This is a genomic window from Naumannella cuiyingiana, from assembly GCF_013408305.1.
Taxonomy (GTDB): domain Bacteria; phylum Actinomycetota; class Actinomycetes; order Propionibacteriales; family Propionibacteriaceae; genus Naumannella; species Naumannella cuiyingiana.
This window is the reverse complement of the sequence record NZ_JACBZS010000001.1, coordinates 214,438-229,073: the sequence shown is the minus strand read 5'-3', so window position 1 is coordinate 229,073 and position 14,636 is coordinate 214,438. Positions and strand designations below refer to the sequence as shown.

Genomic DNA, 14,636 nt, shown 5'->3' with positions numbered 1-14,636 from the left:
TCGCTGGCGTATGGTTAACCGTACGCCTGCGTATGGCCGATGTCGAGGGTAGCGTCGTGCCCGTGTCCGCCGATGCCTCCGCCCGCCGGCGCCTGAGTCGCGCCGACTGGATCGCGGCAGCGCGGGCGCTGCTGGCCGAGCAGGGGGTGGAACGCCTTGCCGTCGAGCCCCTCGCGCGCCGCGTGGGCGCGACCAAGGGCAGCTTCTACTGGCACTTCGCCGACCGCGGCGCACTGCTCGAGGCCGTGCTCGCCGACTGGTCGGACCGCGCGACGGCGGCCGTGATCACCGAGGTCGAGCGCGCGCCGGACGACGAACGACTCGCAGCGCTGCTCGCGCACGCCCTGGGCGAGGCGGACGACGAAGACGAGGCGCTCGAGCGCGCGGTCCTGGCGGCCGCCGACGACCCCAGGGTCACGCCCGCCGTGGCGCGGGTGCACGCCGCGCGGGTGGAATACCTGTGCCGGCTGTTCGCCGACCGCGGCCTGCCTCCCGCTCGGGCGCAGGCGCGGGCGCGGATCTGTTATGCCGCCTATCTCGGCGGGCGCCAGCTCGACGCGCTGCCCGGTGGCCCGCCCGGCGCGCGTGTGGCGTACCGCGAGGAACTGCTGCGGATGGTCACCGCTCCCTGACCCTCACAGGCCGAGTTCGACCTCGCCGAGCTTGATCAACGCCGCCGGCTCGCCCACCGACAGGACCTGGGCGCGGTCGCCGCGCCCGTACGCGTACAACATCAACTCCGACGGTCGGCCGACCAGCGTGACGGTCTCCGGGCCCGAGGAGACCCGAATCGTCTCGGGCTCCCGATCCCCGCCCGCCTCGCCGTCGGAGCGTTCCAGGACGACCCCGACGCCCGCGCGGCGGAAGAACGCGCGGCCCATCAGCCGCAGCCGTCGCCACATCCAGTCCTCGGCCTCGGCGTCCAGCTCGCGCGGCTCGATCGGCGCCTCGGCGGCGCGCCGGACGTCCTCGTGGTGCACGAAGTACTCCAGCGTGTTGGCGCCCTCGTCGACCCCGGGGATCGCGAACACCGACAGCGGCGCCGGGCCGCGGCGTACCCGCTCGACCAACTCGGGATAGCTCCAGCGGTCCTTCGCCTCCGCCATCCGCCGCTCGGTCAGCCCGGCCAGCGGGCGGGCCAGGATGCCGGGCGCGCCGAGCGGGTCGGTCTCGCGGATCCACAGGTGTGCCGCGAGGTCATGGGTGGTCCAGCCCGCGCACAGCGTCGGTGCCGCCGGCCCCGTCTCGTCCAGCAACTGACACAGGGCGGCGCGTTCGGATTGGGCGAAGTTCACCCGCCCGATGCTAGGCGACGGTGAACCGCTGCGGGTGCTGGCCGCTGGTTCTACCCCAGCGGGGTGTGAGCGTCCGATCGCGGCCGGGAATGATCATCGGCCATGACCGCCCCCGCCTGCCCGCACCTGCCGGGCGCACCCGATCCGGACCTGCCCCGCACGCCGCTGAGCGGCGCGGCCTACCATCGCGATCCCTACCCGCTGCTGCGCGCGCTGACCGCCGCCGGCCAGGCTCATCCGGTGCGTTTCCCGGCCGTGCACGCCTGGCTGATCACGGGGTACGCCGCGGCGCGGGCGGCACTGACCGACCCGCGGCTCGGCAAGGACCATGCGCGGGCCAATCCACATTTCCTGGCCCACGCATCGGTGATGCCGCAGCCGCAGCGCTCGCGGCTGCAGGTACACCTGCTGCACGTCGACGGCGAGCGGCACCGCCGGATGCGCGCGCTCGTCGCCCGCGGCCTGTCGGCGCCCGCCGCGGAGTCGGCGCGGCCGAGCATCCGCGCGTTCGTGGACGACCTGATCGACGACTTCCCCGAGCCGGGGAGTGGCACGGCCGAGGTCGATCTCGCGGCGGCCCTCGGCCGGCCGCTGGCCCTGACCGCGCTCGCCGAGGCCATCGGTCTGCCCGATGACCTGCGGGACGCCTTCGACCCCGACTGGGGAGCCGTGGTCGCGCCGGTCGGTCCGGAGCACCCCGAACGCCCGACCTACGAGCGACGACTCCGCGAGCTGGAGGACTACATCGCGGCCGTCGTCGTCGACGCCGCCCGACCGCAGCGGCGCGCCGGAATCCTCGGCGAGGTTGTCGCCGCAGCGGCGGCCGGCGTGATCACCGCGGCCGAGCGCGACTCGATCATCTTCCAGCTCCTGGTCGCCGGCCAGGACCCGGTCAGCGCGCAACTAGGCCTGTGCGTCCTCGGCCTGTTGGAGCATCCCGGGCTGGTCGATCGCCTGCGCGCCGAGCCGTCCGCCGCGCCGGCGATCGTGGAGGAACTGCTGCGCCACGACGCCGCGTTCTCGCTGACCACCTGGCGCTTCCTGGACCGCGGCGACCGGCTCGGCGGCGTGGACATCCCGGCCGGTGACTCGGTGATCGTCTCCCTCGGTGCGGCCAATCGCGATCCGGACGCCTTCGCCGACCCGGACGCGATCGACCCCGATCGCTATGCCGTCGACGGTCCCCGTCGCCATGACGTCGACGGTCCCCGCCGCCCCCATCTTGCCTTCGGTCACGGAGCACACCGCTGCCCCGGGGCGGCGCTGGCACGGGTGCAGCTCGCCGAGGCGCTGATCGCGCTGACGAGCCGGCTGGAGGGACTGCGGCTCGCTTGCCCCCGAGACGCCCTGGAGTGGTCCACCGCGCCGCTCACCCGCGCCGTGCGTCGGCTCCCGGTGACCTACCGCGGGAAGGGGCCGCGGCGATGACGATCACCCGCGAGTCGCCGATCACCGAGCGGGCGCTGCGTACCGCCGAACGGATCGTGCAGGTCTTGCTGCGGCACCGACGGGGCATTCCCGGCGAACCTGCCCCGACCGCCGCTCCGCGGCCGCAGTTGATCAAGGTCCTGGACCGGGTGCTGGCCGGGGTGCCGATCGAGCTGGCGCTGCCCGCCTTCCCGTGCAAGTCGCCGAACCCCGCCAAGGTGTGCGGCCCGCTGCCGGACGAGGGGGAGCGGCTGGCCCTTTCCTACCTGCAGGGCATCTGCGACGAGATTGCCGACATCCATCCGCCCGGAGCCCGGGTGATCATCTGCTCGGACGGCCACGTCTTCGCCGACGTGGTCGGCGTGCCCGACGAGACGGTCACCGCCTACGGTGATCATCTTCGCGCTCTGGCCGATGCCGAGGGGCGGACCCGGATCGGCTTTTGTGATCTCGGCGATCTGTGGCCCGGCGATGATCATGCCGAACGGCGGGCGCGGCTGATTCGCGGCTGGACCGAGCCGGTCGACGAGCTACGCGTCCGGGCCCGCTCCGACGAACAGGTCGCCCGCACGCTGCGCGGCATGATCAGGTTCGTGCTCGCCGACGCCGTCGATCTGACCGGTACGCCCGCCCAGCGCCAGCGCGAGGCGAAGCGGCGGGCGTACCAGTTGCTCGCCCGCTCGCGCGCCTGGGGTGCGCTGCTGCTGGCCAGGCGACCCGACGCCGTGCGACTGTCGATCCACCCGCAGCCGCTCGGGGCGGCCAAGCTGGGGATCGCCCTGCTCGACCGCACGGCGACCGACGACGCGTGGCTGACGCCGTGGCACGCGGTGGTGCGCTACGACGTCGCCGGTACGCCACGGCTCGTCCACCACGCGGCGGTCGGCGATGCCGAGCCGGTCCGGCGCGGGGGACGGCTGTGGTGCTACCGGGATCGCCTCGCTGGTAGAAACAACCCATGAGCACCGCCGCCCCGACCGCGAGCACCCGGATCGTGCTGGCCGCCCGACCGCACGGCGAGCCGACCGCGTCCGACTTCCGCACCGAGACCGTCGAGCTTCCCCCGCCGGGCCCGGGGGAGGCGCTGCTGCGCACCCGCTACCTCTCGCTCGACCCGTACATGCGCGGCCGGATGAGCGATGCGCCCTCCTATGCGCCGCCGGTCGCGATCGGCCAGCCGATGGTCGGCGCGACCGTCTCCGAGGTGATCGACGGCAACGACACCGGCCTCGCGCCGGGCCAGCTCGTGCTGGGTCAGGCCGGCTGGCAGACCGCCAGCGTCGAGCGTGCCGACCACCTGCGCCAGCTCGATCCGGCGGTGGTCCCGCCCACCACGGCCCTCGGCGTGCTGGGCATGCCGGGATTCACGGCCTGGGCCGGGCTGCGCAACATCGGCCGGCCGAAGCGCGGCGAGACCGTCGTGGTCGCGGCGGCGACCGGACCGGTCGGCTCCGTGGTCGCGCAGCTCGCCCGCGCCTGGGGCTGTCGGGTGGTGGCCATCGCCGGCGGCCCGCAGAAGTGCGCCTGGCTCGACGAGCACGGCATCACCGCGCTCGACCACCGCGCGCCCGATCTCGCCGGAAGGCTCGCCGCGGCGACCCCCGACGGGATCGACATCTACTTCGAGAACGTCGGCGGAGCCGTCTTCGAGGCCGTGCTGCCGCGCTTCAACCCGTTCGCCCGGATGCCCGTCTGCGGGCTGGTGTCGAGCTACAACGCCACCGAGCTGCCGGCCGGGCCGGACAAGACGATGGTGTTCCTCGGCTCGGTGCTGCGCAAGAGCCTGACGGTGCGCGGCTTCATCCAGACCGAGTTCGTCGACCAGGAGCCCGAGTTCCTGGCCGAGGTGACCCCGCTGGTCGCCGACGGCCAGATCGCTTATCTGGAAGACATCGTGGACGGCCTCGATCATGCGGTCGAGGCCTTCCGGGGGCTGCTGGTCGGCAAGAACCGCGGCAAGCTGATCATCAAGGTCTCCTGACCCGACCGGCGGCCTGCGCCCACGGGCCTGTTACATCCGAGTTGTCACATCCGAGTTGTCACATCCGAGCAGCCGCCGTCGTCCAACCGGTACGGGGTGCGCACGGGCGTACCCGATGACCCAAGGAGCCCAGATGCCCAGGATGAAGCTGCAGAAGGTGACGCCGCTGGCCTATGCGCCGATGGTCGCGCTGGAGACCTATGCCCGGACCCACAACGACGCGCGGACGTACGAACTGATCAAGATCCGTGCCTCGGAGCTGAACGGCTGCGGCTACTGTCTGGCCATGCACACCCGGGACGCCCGCAAGCAGGGGGAGTCCGACGAACGGATCGCCGCGCTGGCCGGCGACTGGCGCGCCGTGGACCTGTGGTCGCCGGCCGAGGCCGCCGCGCTGGCGCTGACCGACGAGGTGACCCGGCTCGGCGAGGGCGGGGTCAGCGACGCCACCTGGGACGAGGCCGTCGCCCGCTGGGGCGAGAAGGGGGTGGCCGGACTGATCATGGCCATCGTGGTGATCAACGCCTGGAACCGGATCGCCATCCCGACCGGGCTGGAGGCCGCCGACCTGTGAGCACCCGGTGAGCGGACCCGGAGCCGACGAACTGGGCCCCGAGGAGTTCGCGCGGCTGCACACCCGGCTGCTCGGACTGGCCTACCGGATGCTCGGCGGCTGGGCCGATGCCGAGGACGTCGCGGCCGAGACGTGGCTGCGCTGGCACACCTCGCGACCGGACGATCTGGTCCACCCGCAGGCCTGGCTGACCACGGTCGCCACCCGGCTCAGCCTCGACCGCTGGCGGACCCTCGCCCGGCGTCGCGAGGACTATGTCGGGCCGTGGCTGCCCGAGCCGATCGATCCGGGCCGGCTGCCGCACGAGACGGTCGAGCAGCGCGAATCCCTCGCCTTCGGGTTGCTGCACCTGATGGAGCGGTTGACTTCGGACGAGCGCGCGGTCTACGTGCTGCGGTACGCCTTCGACCACAGCTTCGCCGAGATCGCCGAGATGCTCGGGCGAACCCCGGCGAGCTGCCGCCAGCTCGCCCACCGGGCCAGGGCGCGGGTCGCCCCGGACGGGGTCGGCGGCTCTCGTTCCGCCCAGCGCGCCCTGCTGGACCGGCTGGTCGCGGCGATCGCCGACGGTCGTGCGGGCGACGCGGTCGCGATGATCACCGAGGATGCCGTGCTGATCTCCGACGGTGGGGGAAAGGTCAAGTCGGCGCTGCGGCCGATCCTCGGACCCGACAAGATCGTCCGGTTCCTGGTCGGCATCTCCCGCGCGGTGCCCGGCGCGACGCTGACCGCGATCGACGTCAATGCCGGTGCCGCGCTGCTGCTGCGCCAGGGAGCCGAGCGCCGGCTCCTGCGCATCGACACCCGCGACGGCGCCATCTCGGCGGTGCACCTGGTCGGCAATCCGGACAAGCTGGACCGCCTAGAGTTGCCTGCGTGAGCGAGGCAGGAGTGACGACCGACGTCGCGGCGGTCCGGTTCGGGCCCGACGGGCTGGTGCCGGGCATCGTCCAGGACGCGACCGACGGCCGCGTGTTGATGCTCGCCTGGCTGAACGCCGAGGCCCTGCGGGCCACCCTGACCACCGGGCTGGCGACGTTCTGGTCCCGCAGCCGCGGCGAGCTGTGGGTGAAGGGCGCCACCAGCGGCAACACCCAGGCCGTCCGCGAGGTACGCCACGACTGCGACGGCGATGCCCTGTTGATCAAGGTCGTCCCCGCCGGCCCGGCCTGCCACACCGGCGCCGAAACGTGTTTCGACGAGGGCGAGCTGCCGCTCGCGGGTTCCGACGGGGGCGAGCTGCCGCTCGCGGGGAAGCGCGGATGAGCGCGAAGATCGAGATCGAACCGGCCCTCGACGAGTTCCTGGTCCGCGCGAAGACCCGTCGAGTCGTCTCGGTCCACACCAGGCTGCGGGCCGACACCGAGAACCCGCTCACCCTCTACCGCCAGCTCGCCGCCGATCGCCCCGGCACCTTCTTGCTGGAGTCGGCCGAGGCGGGGGTCTGGTCGCGCTGGTCCTTCGTCGGGGTCCGCTCCGCGGCCACGCTCAGCGCCCACGGGGGCGAGGGCGCCTGGACCGGTCAGCTGCCCGCCGCGCTGGACCGCACGGGCGACCCGCTCGCCCTGATCGAGCAGGCCCTGGCGGTGCTGCACACCCCGCGCGATCCGGACCTGCCGCCCTTCACCTCCGGCCTGGTCGGCACGCTCGGCTACGACGTCGTCCGCCGCCTCGAACATCTGCCCGACACCGGCACCGACGACCTTCGCCTGCCCGATGTGGCGATGCTGCTGGCCACCGACGTCGCCGCCTTCGACCACCACCGCGGCGAGGTCTGGCTGATCGCCAACGCGCTCAACTGGGACGAATCGCCGCAGCGCGCCGAGCAGGCCTGGCGCGACGCCCGCGACCGGGTGCAGGCGATGGCCGATCAGCTCGCCCGCCCGCGCGCCTCCGAGGTCGCCGTCCGCGCCAGCGGGCCGGAGCTGCCCCAGGTCCGCGACCAGCGCAGCACCGCCGACCACCACGCCGCCGTCGCCGCCGCGGTCGAGGAGATCCATGCCGGGGAGGCATTCCAGATCGTCGTCAGCCAGCGCTTCGACGTACCCACCCGCGCGGACGCGTTCGACATCTACCGGGAGCTGCGGACCGCCAACCCCAGCCCCTACATGTACCTGCTGCGGCTCGGCGATTTCGATGTGGTCGGCTCCTCCCCGGAAGCGCTGGTCACCGTCAGCGACCGCACCGCGACCACCCACCCGATCGCGGGCACCCGCTGGCGCAGCCACGATCCCGACGCCGATGCCGCCCTGGAGTCCGAGCTGCTCGCCGACCCCAAGGAGCGGGCCGAGCACGTGATGCTCGTCGACCTCGGCCGCAACGACCTCGGCCGGGTCTGCGTACCGGGCACCGTGCGGGTGATCGAGTTCATGGTGGTACGCCGCTACAGCCACGTGATGCACCTGGAGTCGACGGTCACCGGCCGGCTCGCCGACGGGGTCACGCCGCTGCGCGCCACGCTCGCCTGCTTCCCGGCCGGCACCCTCAGCGGGGCGCCCAAGGTGCGCGCCATGGAGATCATCGACAAGCTCGAGCCGACCCGGCGCGGGCTCTACGGCGGGACCGTCGGCTACTTCGACTTCGCCGGCGATGCCGACAACGCGATCGCCATCCGCACGGCCGTCCTGAAGGGCGGCATCGCCCACGTGCAGGCGGGCGGCGGGGTGGTCGCCGATTCCACGCCGGCCTACGAGGAGGCCGAGTCGCGGACCAAGGCCGCCGCCGTGCTGCGCGCGATCGCCGCCGCGGAGCGGCTCGCGCCGCTGGCATCCCGGGACGGCTCGTGACCGCCGCCCGGCCGACCGTGCCGGCGCCGGTGCGTCGGCTCGTCCTCGGCGGGCTGTTGGTCGGCATCGCCGGCGCGGCCGGTGCCGGGGCGGGGCCCTGGTGGACGCTCACCGTCCAGGCCCGCAGCGCCACCTTCTCCGGTGGCGAGTCCACCGCGGGACTGGCGATGCTGCTGGTGCTCGCCGCCGGGGCAGGGGTGTTGTTGTTGCTCGCGACCGGCCGGGCCGGGCGCCGGGTCGTCGGCATCGTGCTCGGCGCGCTCGGGGCGGCCATCGGTGTGCTCGGCGCCAGCCGGCCCGCGCCCCCGCCCGCCGAGGTGCAGGCCAGGCTGCGCAACCTTTCGCTGGCCGAGGCCTGGCAGCTCGACCCGACCCCGCTGCCGTGGCTGTACGCCCTGGCCGGGCTGGTGCTGGTCGCGGCGGCGCTGACCCTGGCGATCACGGCGCCGCGCTGGCCGGACCGGTCAGCCCGCTATCGGCGTACCGCTCCGCTCGCCGCCGACGATCCCGAGGGCTGGTGGCGCGCGCTCGACGCGGGGGACGACCCGAGCCAGGACGCGAGCGAGGTGCCCGATTCCGACGCGGGCACCGATCCCGATTACCACCCGCGCACCTCCACCCGCCAGAATGGCGATGCAGAGCGAGGAGGTCACAGATGAGCGACACCGCCACCGGTGCCACGGAGTCGGCGGTCCGGCCGCGCGACGAGGGCGGGCACTTCTACCACCACGGCCGGTCGCCCGCGGCCTGGGTCGGGTCGATGGCCACCATGGTCGCCTTCGTCGTCGGCTTCTTCGCGGTCGTGCCCGTCCTGAACCCGGTGATCGGGATCGTCGCCGCGGCGATCCTGCTCGTCGGCCTGATCGCGGCGCAGTTGCTCCGCTCCCTCGGTTACGGCCAGGGCGGCCGGCGGCGCTGATCATGGCCGCCCCGACCACCTCCGTGCTGGCCGACATCGTCGCCGGCGCGCGCGCCGACCTGGCCGAGCGCGAGCGAGCGCTGCCGCTGGCCGAGCTGAAGGCGCAGTTGCCGAGCGCACGGGAGACGATCGACCCGCGTCCGACCTTCCGCGCGGACGGCGTCGCCGTCATCGCCGAGGTCAAGCGGGCCAGCCCGAGCCGCGGAACGCTGGCCCACATCCCGGACCCCGCGGTGCTGGCCGAACGCTACGAGGCCGGCGGCGCCGCGGCGATCTCGGTGCTCACCGAGGGGCGGCGATTCTCCGGCAGCCTCGCCGATCTGGTCGCGGTCCGCCGCAGCGTGGACATCCCCGTGCTGCGCAAGGACTTCATCGTCACGGCGTACCAGCTCGTCGAGGCCCGGCTGAACGGCGCCGACCTCGCCCTGCTGATCGTCGCCGCGCTGGACGACTGCGAGCTGGTCGGGCTGATCGAGCGCGCCCGCAGCCTGGATCTGGTGCCGCTGGTCGAGGCGCACACCGCCGACGAGGTACGCCGCGCCGTCGATGCCGGGGCCGACGTGATCGGCATCAACAACCGCGACCTGAAGACCCTCGAGGTCGACCCGAGCACCTTCCACCGGCTCGCCCCGCTGATCCCCGACGGCATCGTCCGGATCGCCGAGTCCGGCGTCCGCGGCCCGCACGACGTGATCGAGTTCGCCCGCGCGGGTGCCGACGTCGTGCTCGTCGGCGAGGCCCTGGTCACCGGCGAGGACCCCCGCGCCGGGGTGGCCGATCTGGTGGCCGCCGGCGCCCACCCCGCACTGCAGCACCCGAGGAATCCGTGACCCCGAACGAGCCCCCCGCCCCGACCGCCGGCACCGGCCCCGCTCTCGACGACGAGCAGGAACGCCGCCCGGACAAGGCCGGTCACTTCGACCGGTTCGGTGGCAAGTTCGTCCCCGAGGCGCTCTACGCGGCGCTGGCCCAGCTCGAGGACGAGTTCGCCGCGGCGATGGCCGATCCCGACTTCGTGGCCGAACTGGAGCGGCTGCGGCGCGACTACACGGGTCGGCCGAGCCCGCTCACCGAGGCCCGCCGGTTCAGCGAACAGGCCGGCAACGCGCTGGTGCTGCTGAAGCGCGAGGACCTGAACCACACCGGATCGCACAAGATCAACAACGTGCTCGGCCAGGCGCTGCTGACCCGCCGGATGGGCAAGACCCGGGTGATCGCCGAGACCGGCGCGGGTCAGCACGGCGTGGCCACCGCGACCGCCGCCGCGCTGCTCGGCATGGACTGCACCGTCTACATGGGCAAGGTCGACACCGACCGCCAGGCGCTGAACGTCGCCCGGATGCAGTTGCTCGGCGCCGAGGTGGTCGCCGTGGAATCGGGCTCGCAGACCCTCAAGGACGCGATGAACGAGGCGATGCGCGACTGGGTCGCCTCGGTCGACCACACCCACTACCTGATCGGCTCGGTCGCCGGACCCCATCCGTTCCCGATGATCGTCCGCGAGTTCCAGCGGGTGATCGGCGCCGAGACCAAGGCCCAGGTACGCGAGCGCTACGGCCGGTTGCCCGATGCCGTCGCCGCCTGTGTGGGGGGCGGCTCCAATGCGATGGGCATGTTCGCCGACTTCGTCGCCGATCCCGGCGTCGCCCTGCTCGGCTTCGAGGCCGGCGGCGACGGGGTGGCGACCGGGCGGCACGCAGCCTCCATCGAGGGCGGACGGGTCGGCGTCCTGCACGGCATGCGTACCTTCGTCCTGCAGGACGACGACGGCCAGACCATCGAGTCGCATTCGATCTCGGCCGGACTGGACTATCCCGGCGTCGGACCGGAACATGCCTGGCTGGCCGAGACCGGCCGCGGCAGCTACACCTCCGTCACCGACACCGAGGCGATGCAGGCGCTCGCCCTGCTCACCCGCACCGAGGGCATCCTGCCCGCGATCGAGTCGGCGCACGCGCTGGCCGGCGCCCTGCGCTGGGGGCGGCAACTGGCCGAGACGGACCCGGACGCCCGCCCGCTGATCGTGGTCAACCTGTCCGGCCGCGGCGACAAGGACGTCGACACCGCCATCCGTTGGGCCGGCCTCGACGGCAGCGTCGACCGCTCCGAGGGGGGCGCATGATCGCCTTCGACCCCGGTCGCACCGGTACGCTGATGCGTCGGCTCGCGGCTGAGCAGGACCGCTCGGCCTTCGTCGGCTACTGGCCCGTCGGCTTTCCCGACCTGTCCGCCTCGCTGGAGTACCTGCGCGCGCTGTGCGGGCAGCGCGACGAGCCCGGCGCGGATCTGGTGGAGATCGGCATCCCCTACAGCGACCCGATGATCGACGGGTCAACCGTGCAGCGGGCCACCACCCAGGCCCTGGCGAACGGGGTGCGTACCCGCGACGTGTTCGCCGCCGCCGAGACCGTCGCCGCGGCCGGCCGGGCGCCGGTGGTGATGACCTACTGGAATCTGATCGAGCAGTACGGGGTCGACGCCTTCGCGCGCGATCTCGCCGCCGCCGGGGGACAGGGAGTGATCACACCCGACCTGACCCCCGACGAGGCGGCCCCGTGGCTCGAGGCCTCCGAGGCACACGGACTGGACCGGATCTTCCTGCTCGCGCCGTCGTCCACCCCGGAGCGGATCGCGGCGACCCTGCGGGCCTGCCGAGGCTGGGTCTATGCCACCGCGGTGATGGGCGTCACGGGCGCGCGCGCCCAGGTGTCACAGGCCGCGCCGCTGCTGGTGCAGCGAATCCGTGAGTCCGCCCCGGACGCGCTGGTCGGCGTCGGCCTCGGCGTCTCCACCGGCGAGCAGGCCGCCGCGGTCGTCGAGTACGCCGACGCCGCGATCGTCGGCTCCGCGCTGATCCAGCGGGCCTTCGACGTGGACGTCGCCGACGGCCTGAGTGCGGTCCGGGAACTGGCGAGCGAGTTCGCTCGTGGAGTTGGGTGTCGTCCCCGAACAAGCCCCCCGGGGGTAGCAAGTACCGCCGCGACCGCGGCGCCCGAGCGAGGAAACCGATGAGCAACAAGACCCGGCAGAACAAGCAGCTCAAGCGCAGCCAGGCCCCGCGTACCGATTCCCGGACCGCCCGCGACCGGGCGCGCGCCGAGGCCGAGCTGGCCGCCAGGAAGAAGCGCGACGTGCGGATCGTGATCGGGATCGCCGTTGCCGTCGTGCTGCTCGCCATCGCAGGCGGCGTCGGGTTCATGCTGTACCGGCAGTTCGGCGGACCGAGCGGCTCGGTCGCCGCCGGACCGGAGCAGTCCGTGCCCGCCCCGTCCGGGTCGGACCCGATCGTCTACGGGCAGGCCTCGGCGGCCAAGACCGTCGACGTCTACCTCGACTTCTCCTGCCCGCACTGCAAGGACTTCGAGAACGAGCAGGGCGCGACGCTGAAGCAGCTTGCCGAATCCGGAGAGTTCAAGGTCGCCTACCATCCGCTGTCCTTCATGGTCCGCCCCGGCGCGTCGGTGAACGCCGCCAATGCCTTCGCCTGTGCCGCCGAGCGCGGCTTCGGTCAGGCCTACATGGCCGAGCTGTTCCGCAACCAGGGCCTGCAGTGGTCGGACAACCAGCTCGTCGATCTGGCCCGTCAGGTCGGCGGTGACGCCGGCAGCGACACCTCCGGGTGCATCACCCGGCGCCAGAACTCGGGCTGGGTCGACGCGGTGAACGGCGCCCCGAAGCCGCCGGACTTCACCGGTACGCCCGCCATCTACGTCAACGGCACGCAGATCCAGTGGAGTGCCGGGATGACGCCGGAGCAATTCGGCCAGGCGCTGCGGGCGGCGTGATCCCCGCCTACCTGCCCAGCCCGCCGACCGGGGTCTGGTACCTCGGGCCGGTGCCGATCCGGGCGTACGCCCTGTTCATCCTGGCCGGCATCGCCGTCGCGGCGTGGCTGAGCATCCGGCGGTGGAAGGCGCGCGGTGGCAATCCCGAGACGCTGGAGACCGTGCTGTTGTGGGCGCTGCCGTTCGGCATCGTCGGCGCGCGCCTCTATCACGTGATCACCGACTATCAGCTCTACTTCGGGCCGGGCCGCGACCCGATCCGTGCGCTCTACATCTGGGAGGGCGGGCTCGGGATCTGGGGGGCCGTCGCGTTCGGCGCGCTCGGCGCCTGGATCGGCTGCCGGCGCAGCGGCGCGAGCTTCCTCGCCGTGGCGGACACGATCGCGCCCGGCCTGCTGATCGCCCAGGCGATCGGGCGGCTCGGCAACTACTTCAACCAGGAGCTGTTCGGCGCCCCGACGGATCTGCCCTGGGGTCTGCTGATCGATCCGGCGCACCGTCCCGCGGGCTATCAGCAGTTCGCGACCTTCCACCCGACGTTCCTGTACGAGATGATCTGGAACCTGCTGATCGCGGGCCTGCTGTTGTGGGCCGATCGGCGCTGGCGGCTCGGCCACGGCAAGCTCTTCGCGCTGTATGTGGCGCTCTACTCGCTCGGTCGGTTCTTCGTCGAGGCGGTGCGGATCGACACGGTGAACGAGATCGGCGGCTTCCGGCTGAACAACTACACCTCGGCCATCGTCGGCCTTGCCGGGTTCGTCTGGTTCTTGTGGCTGGTCCGCAACCGGCCCGGCCGGGAGGAGCGCGTGGACCGGTCCGGCGACCCGGCAGAGGCGGACCCGGCAGACGCGGACCCCACAGAGGACGAGCCGCCAGAGGACGAGCCGGGAGAGGACGAGCCGGGAGAGGACGAGCCGGGAGAGGACGAGCCGGCAGAGGAAGAGCCGAGCGCCGAGGCGACCGAGCCACCCGGGGCGGGGGAGACCGCCGCCGGCGACCGGACATGACGGCGCTCGCCGCACCGACGCGACCGGTTGCCGCGACGGTGGCGGTGTTCGGTGCGGCGACGGCGCTGGCCGCGGTGCCGGGCTGGCTGCTGACCCCGGTCCACCCGGCGCTCGCGGCCGCCTACCCCTTCGCGTCGGCCGCGCCCCTGGTCGGGGCGTTGGCGGTGCTGGTGCTGCGGCGCCCGGCGGCGCTCGCCGTGGTGACCGATCTCGGCGGGCCGGTGGGCCGCCGAGCGTGGCGCCGGGTGCTGCTCGCCGGGCTGGCCGGACTCGCGGTCGTGCTCGGGCTGATCCAGGCCCGGACCTTTCTCGACTGGGGTCTGGTGCCGCTGGAACTCGTCGTCCTGCCCGCGCCGCTGGCCGTGGTCGCCGCGATCACGCTGGTCGCGGTGACGGCGCAGGAGATCGGCTGGCGGGGCGTCCTGGCACCCACGCTGCGCGCGCGGTTCGGCGAGCCGGCCGCCGCGGCAGTGACCGGCTGCGCCTGGACGGCGTGGGCGCTGCCCGGGCTGGCCGTGCTCGGCGGGGCGCAGGTGGTGCTGCTCGCGATCGCCCTGGTCGGCTTCTCGGTCGTGATCGAACGGCTGCAGGGCCGGCTGCCGGGTGGCCGGCTGCTGGTGGCGATCGCGTTCCGCTGGGTGCTCGCGATGGGGCTGCTGGTCTTCGGCGACGAGGAGGCCGGCAACGTCTTCGCGCTGGCCGTGCTGGCCGGCGTCGGCGCACTCGCCGCCGCGATCGCGTGGTGGGGGGCGCCGGCGCTCGACAGGTACGCCACTGCCGCGGACCGGCGGACGCGCCCCTGAGCGGCCCGCTCCGCGCGAAGGACCGGCCCGCTGGTCTATGCTGCGCGCGGGCGTGCGG

17 protein-coding genes are annotated in these 14,636 nt (G+C 73.4%); 16 read left to right on the top strand and 1 reads right to left on the bottom strand.

Annotated features, from left to right (window positions below; translation table 11 throughout):
* The first annotated feature begins 62 nt into the window (after positions 1-62).
* The gene (locus GGQ54_RS00965) at positions 63-632 is read left to right on the top strand and encodes a TetR family transcriptional regulator (RefSeq protein WP_218843582.1); all 570 of its coding nucleotides are present in this window, start codon (positions 63-65) and stop codon (positions 630-632) included.
* Between the two features lie 3 nt (positions 633-635).
* Here GGQ54_RS00965 and GGQ54_RS00960 read toward each other — a convergent pair whose 3' ends face one another.
* The gene (locus tag GGQ54_RS00960; RefSeq protein WP_179443685.1) at positions 636-1,295 is read right to left on the bottom strand and encodes a TIGR03085 family metal-binding protein; all 660 of its coding nucleotides are present in this window, start codon (positions 1,293-1,295) and stop codon (positions 636-638) included.
* A 102-nt stretch (positions 1,296-1,397) separates the two neighbouring features.
* Here GGQ54_RS00960 and GGQ54_RS00955 point away from each other — a divergent pair, with 102 nt between their 5' ends.
* The 15 genes from GGQ54_RS00955 (at position 1,398) to GGQ54_RS00885 (ending at position 14,578) form a co-directional block, all read left to right on the top strand.
* Positions 1,398-2,723: a cytochrome P450 gene (locus GGQ54_RS00955; RefSeq protein WP_179443684.1), complete on the top strand. Its 1,326-nt coding sequence runs from the start codon at positions 1,398-1,400 to the stop codon at positions 2,721-2,723.
* Entirely contained in the window at positions 2,720-3,685 is a 966-nt protein-coding gene (locus GGQ54_RS00950; protein WP_179443683.1) for an isocyanide synthase family protein, read from the top strand. The genes GGQ54_RS00955 and GGQ54_RS00950 overlap by 4 nt, the downstream gene beginning before the upstream one ends.
* Positions 3,682-4,704 carry an NADP-dependent oxidoreductase gene (locus GGQ54_RS00945; RefSeq protein ID WP_179443682.1) on the top strand — a complete coding sequence of 341 codons (1,023 nt, stop codon included), beginning with the start codon at positions 3,682-3,684 and terminating at the stop codon, positions 4,702-4,704. Before GGQ54_RS00950 ends, GGQ54_RS00945 begins: the two co-directional genes overlap by 4 nt.
* A 133-nt stretch (positions 4,705-4,837) precedes the next feature.
* Positions 4,838-5,278 carry a carboxymuconolactone decarboxylase family protein gene (locus tag GGQ54_RS00940; protein WP_179443681.1) on the top strand — a complete coding sequence of 147 codons (441 nt, stop codon included), beginning with the start codon at positions 4,838-4,840 and terminating at the stop codon, positions 5,276-5,278.
* Positions 5,279-5,285: 7 nt separating this feature from the next.
* Positions 5,286-6,158: a sigma-70 family RNA polymerase sigma factor gene (locus GGQ54_RS16795; protein WP_179443680.1), complete on the top strand. Its 873-nt coding sequence runs from the start codon at positions 5,286-5,288 to the stop codon at positions 6,156-6,158.
* Positions 6,155-6,544, top strand: coding sequence for a phosphoribosyl-AMP cyclohydrolase (hisI, locus tag GGQ54_RS16790; RefSeq protein WP_179443679.1), 390 nt, complete (start codon positions 6,155-6,157; stop codon positions 6,542-6,544). Before GGQ54_RS16795 ends, hisI begins: the two co-directional genes overlap by 4 nt.
* On the top strand, positions 6,541-8,064 hold the full coding sequence (locus GGQ54_RS00925) for an anthranilate synthase component I (RefSeq protein ID WP_179443678.1): 1,524 nt from the start codon (positions 6,541-6,543) through the stop codon (positions 8,062-8,064). The genes hisI and GGQ54_RS00925 overlap by 4 nt, the downstream gene beginning before the upstream one ends.
* The gene (locus tag GGQ54_RS00920) at positions 8,061-8,723 is read left to right on the top strand and encodes a Trp biosynthesis-associated membrane protein (RefSeq protein ID WP_179443677.1); all 663 of its coding nucleotides are present in this window, start codon (positions 8,061-8,063) and stop codon (positions 8,721-8,723) included. The genes GGQ54_RS00925 and GGQ54_RS00920 overlap by 4 nt, the downstream gene beginning before the upstream one ends.
* A complete protein-coding gene (locus tag GGQ54_RS00915; RefSeq protein WP_179443676.1) occupies positions 8,720-8,983 on the top strand; it encodes an HGxxPAAW family protein in 264 nt (87 codons plus the stop codon). Before GGQ54_RS00920 ends, GGQ54_RS00915 begins: the two co-directional genes overlap by 4 nt.
* 2 nt (positions 8,984-8,985) lie before the next feature.
* On the top strand, positions 8,986-9,813 hold the full coding sequence (gene trpC, locus GGQ54_RS00910; protein ID WP_179443675.1) for an indole-3-glycerol phosphate synthase TrpC: 828 nt from the start codon (positions 8,986-8,988) through the stop codon (positions 9,811-9,813).
* Positions 9,810-11,105 (top strand): tryptophan synthase subunit beta, encoded by a 1,296-nt coding sequence (gene trpB, locus GGQ54_RS00905; protein ID WP_179443674.1) that lies wholly within the window; start codon positions 9,810-9,812, stop codon positions 11,103-11,105. The genes trpC and trpB overlap by 4 nt, the downstream gene beginning before the upstream one ends.
* On the top strand, positions 11,102-11,995 hold the full coding sequence (trpA, locus tag GGQ54_RS00900) for a tryptophan synthase subunit alpha (RefSeq protein ID WP_179443673.1): 894 nt from the start codon (positions 11,102-11,104) through the stop codon (positions 11,993-11,995). The genes trpB and trpA overlap by 4 nt, the downstream gene beginning before the upstream one ends.
* Positions 11,992-12,768, top strand: a complete 777-nt coding sequence (locus GGQ54_RS00895; RefSeq protein ID WP_179443672.1) for a thioredoxin domain-containing protein — start codon at positions 11,992-11,994, stop codon at positions 12,766-12,768. Before trpA ends, GGQ54_RS00895 begins: the two co-directional genes overlap by 4 nt.
* A complete protein-coding gene (gene lgt / locus GGQ54_RS00890; protein WP_179443671.1) occupies positions 12,765-13,775 on the top strand; it encodes a prolipoprotein diacylglyceryl transferase in 1,011 nt (336 codons plus the stop codon). Before GGQ54_RS00895 ends, lgt begins: the two co-directional genes overlap by 4 nt.
* The gene (locus GGQ54_RS00885; RefSeq protein ID WP_179443670.1) at positions 13,772-14,578 is read left to right on the top strand and encodes a CPBP family glutamic-type intramembrane protease; all 807 of its coding nucleotides are present in this window, start codon (positions 13,772-13,774) and stop codon (positions 14,576-14,578) included. The genes lgt and GGQ54_RS00885 overlap by 4 nt, the downstream gene beginning before the upstream one ends.
* Positions 14,579-14,636: the final 58 nt, after the last annotated feature.

Excerpts from the sequence above, each read along its gene's own strand:
- GGQ54_RS00950 (WP_179443683.1), top strand. The coding sequence starts at position 2,720 with ATGACGATCACCCGCGAGTCGCCGATCACCGAGCGGGCGCTGCGTACC.
- GGQ54_RS00945 (WP_179443682.1), top strand. The coding sequence starts at position 3,682 with ATGAGCACCGCCGCCCCGACCGCGAGCACCCGGATCGTGCTGGCCGCC.
- GGQ54_RS00915 (WP_179443676.1), top strand. The coding sequence starts at position 8,720 with ATGAGCGACACCGCCACCGGTGCCACGGAGTCGGCGGTCCGGCCGCGC.
- GGQ54_RS00940 (WP_179443681.1), top strand. The coding sequence starts at position 4,838 with ATGCCCAGGATGAAGCTGCAGAAGGTGACGCCGCTGGCCTATGCGCCG.
- trpC (WP_179443675.1), top strand. The coding sequence starts at position 8,986 with ATGGCCGCCCCGACCACCTCCGTGCTGGCCGACATCGTCGCCGGCGCG.
- GGQ54_RS00955 (WP_179443684.1), top strand. The coding sequence starts at position 1,398 with ATGACCGCCCCCGCCTGCCCGCACCTGCCGGGCGCACCCGATCCGGAC.
- GGQ54_RS00925 (WP_179443678.1), top strand. The coding sequence starts at position 6,541 with ATGAGCGCGAAGATCGAGATCGAACCGGCCCTCGACGAGTTCCTGGTC.
- trpA (WP_179443673.1), top strand. The coding sequence starts at position 11,102 with ATGATCGCCTTCGACCCCGGTCGCACCGGTACGCTGATGCGTCGGCTC.
- GGQ54_RS00895 (WP_179443672.1), top strand. The coding sequence starts at position 11,992 with ATGAGCAACAAGACCCGGCAGAACAAGCAGCTCAAGCGCAGCCAGGCC.
- GGQ54_RS00885 (WP_179443670.1), top strand. The coding sequence starts at position 13,772 with ATGACGGCGCTCGCCGCACCGACGCGACCGGTTGCCGCGACGGTGGCG.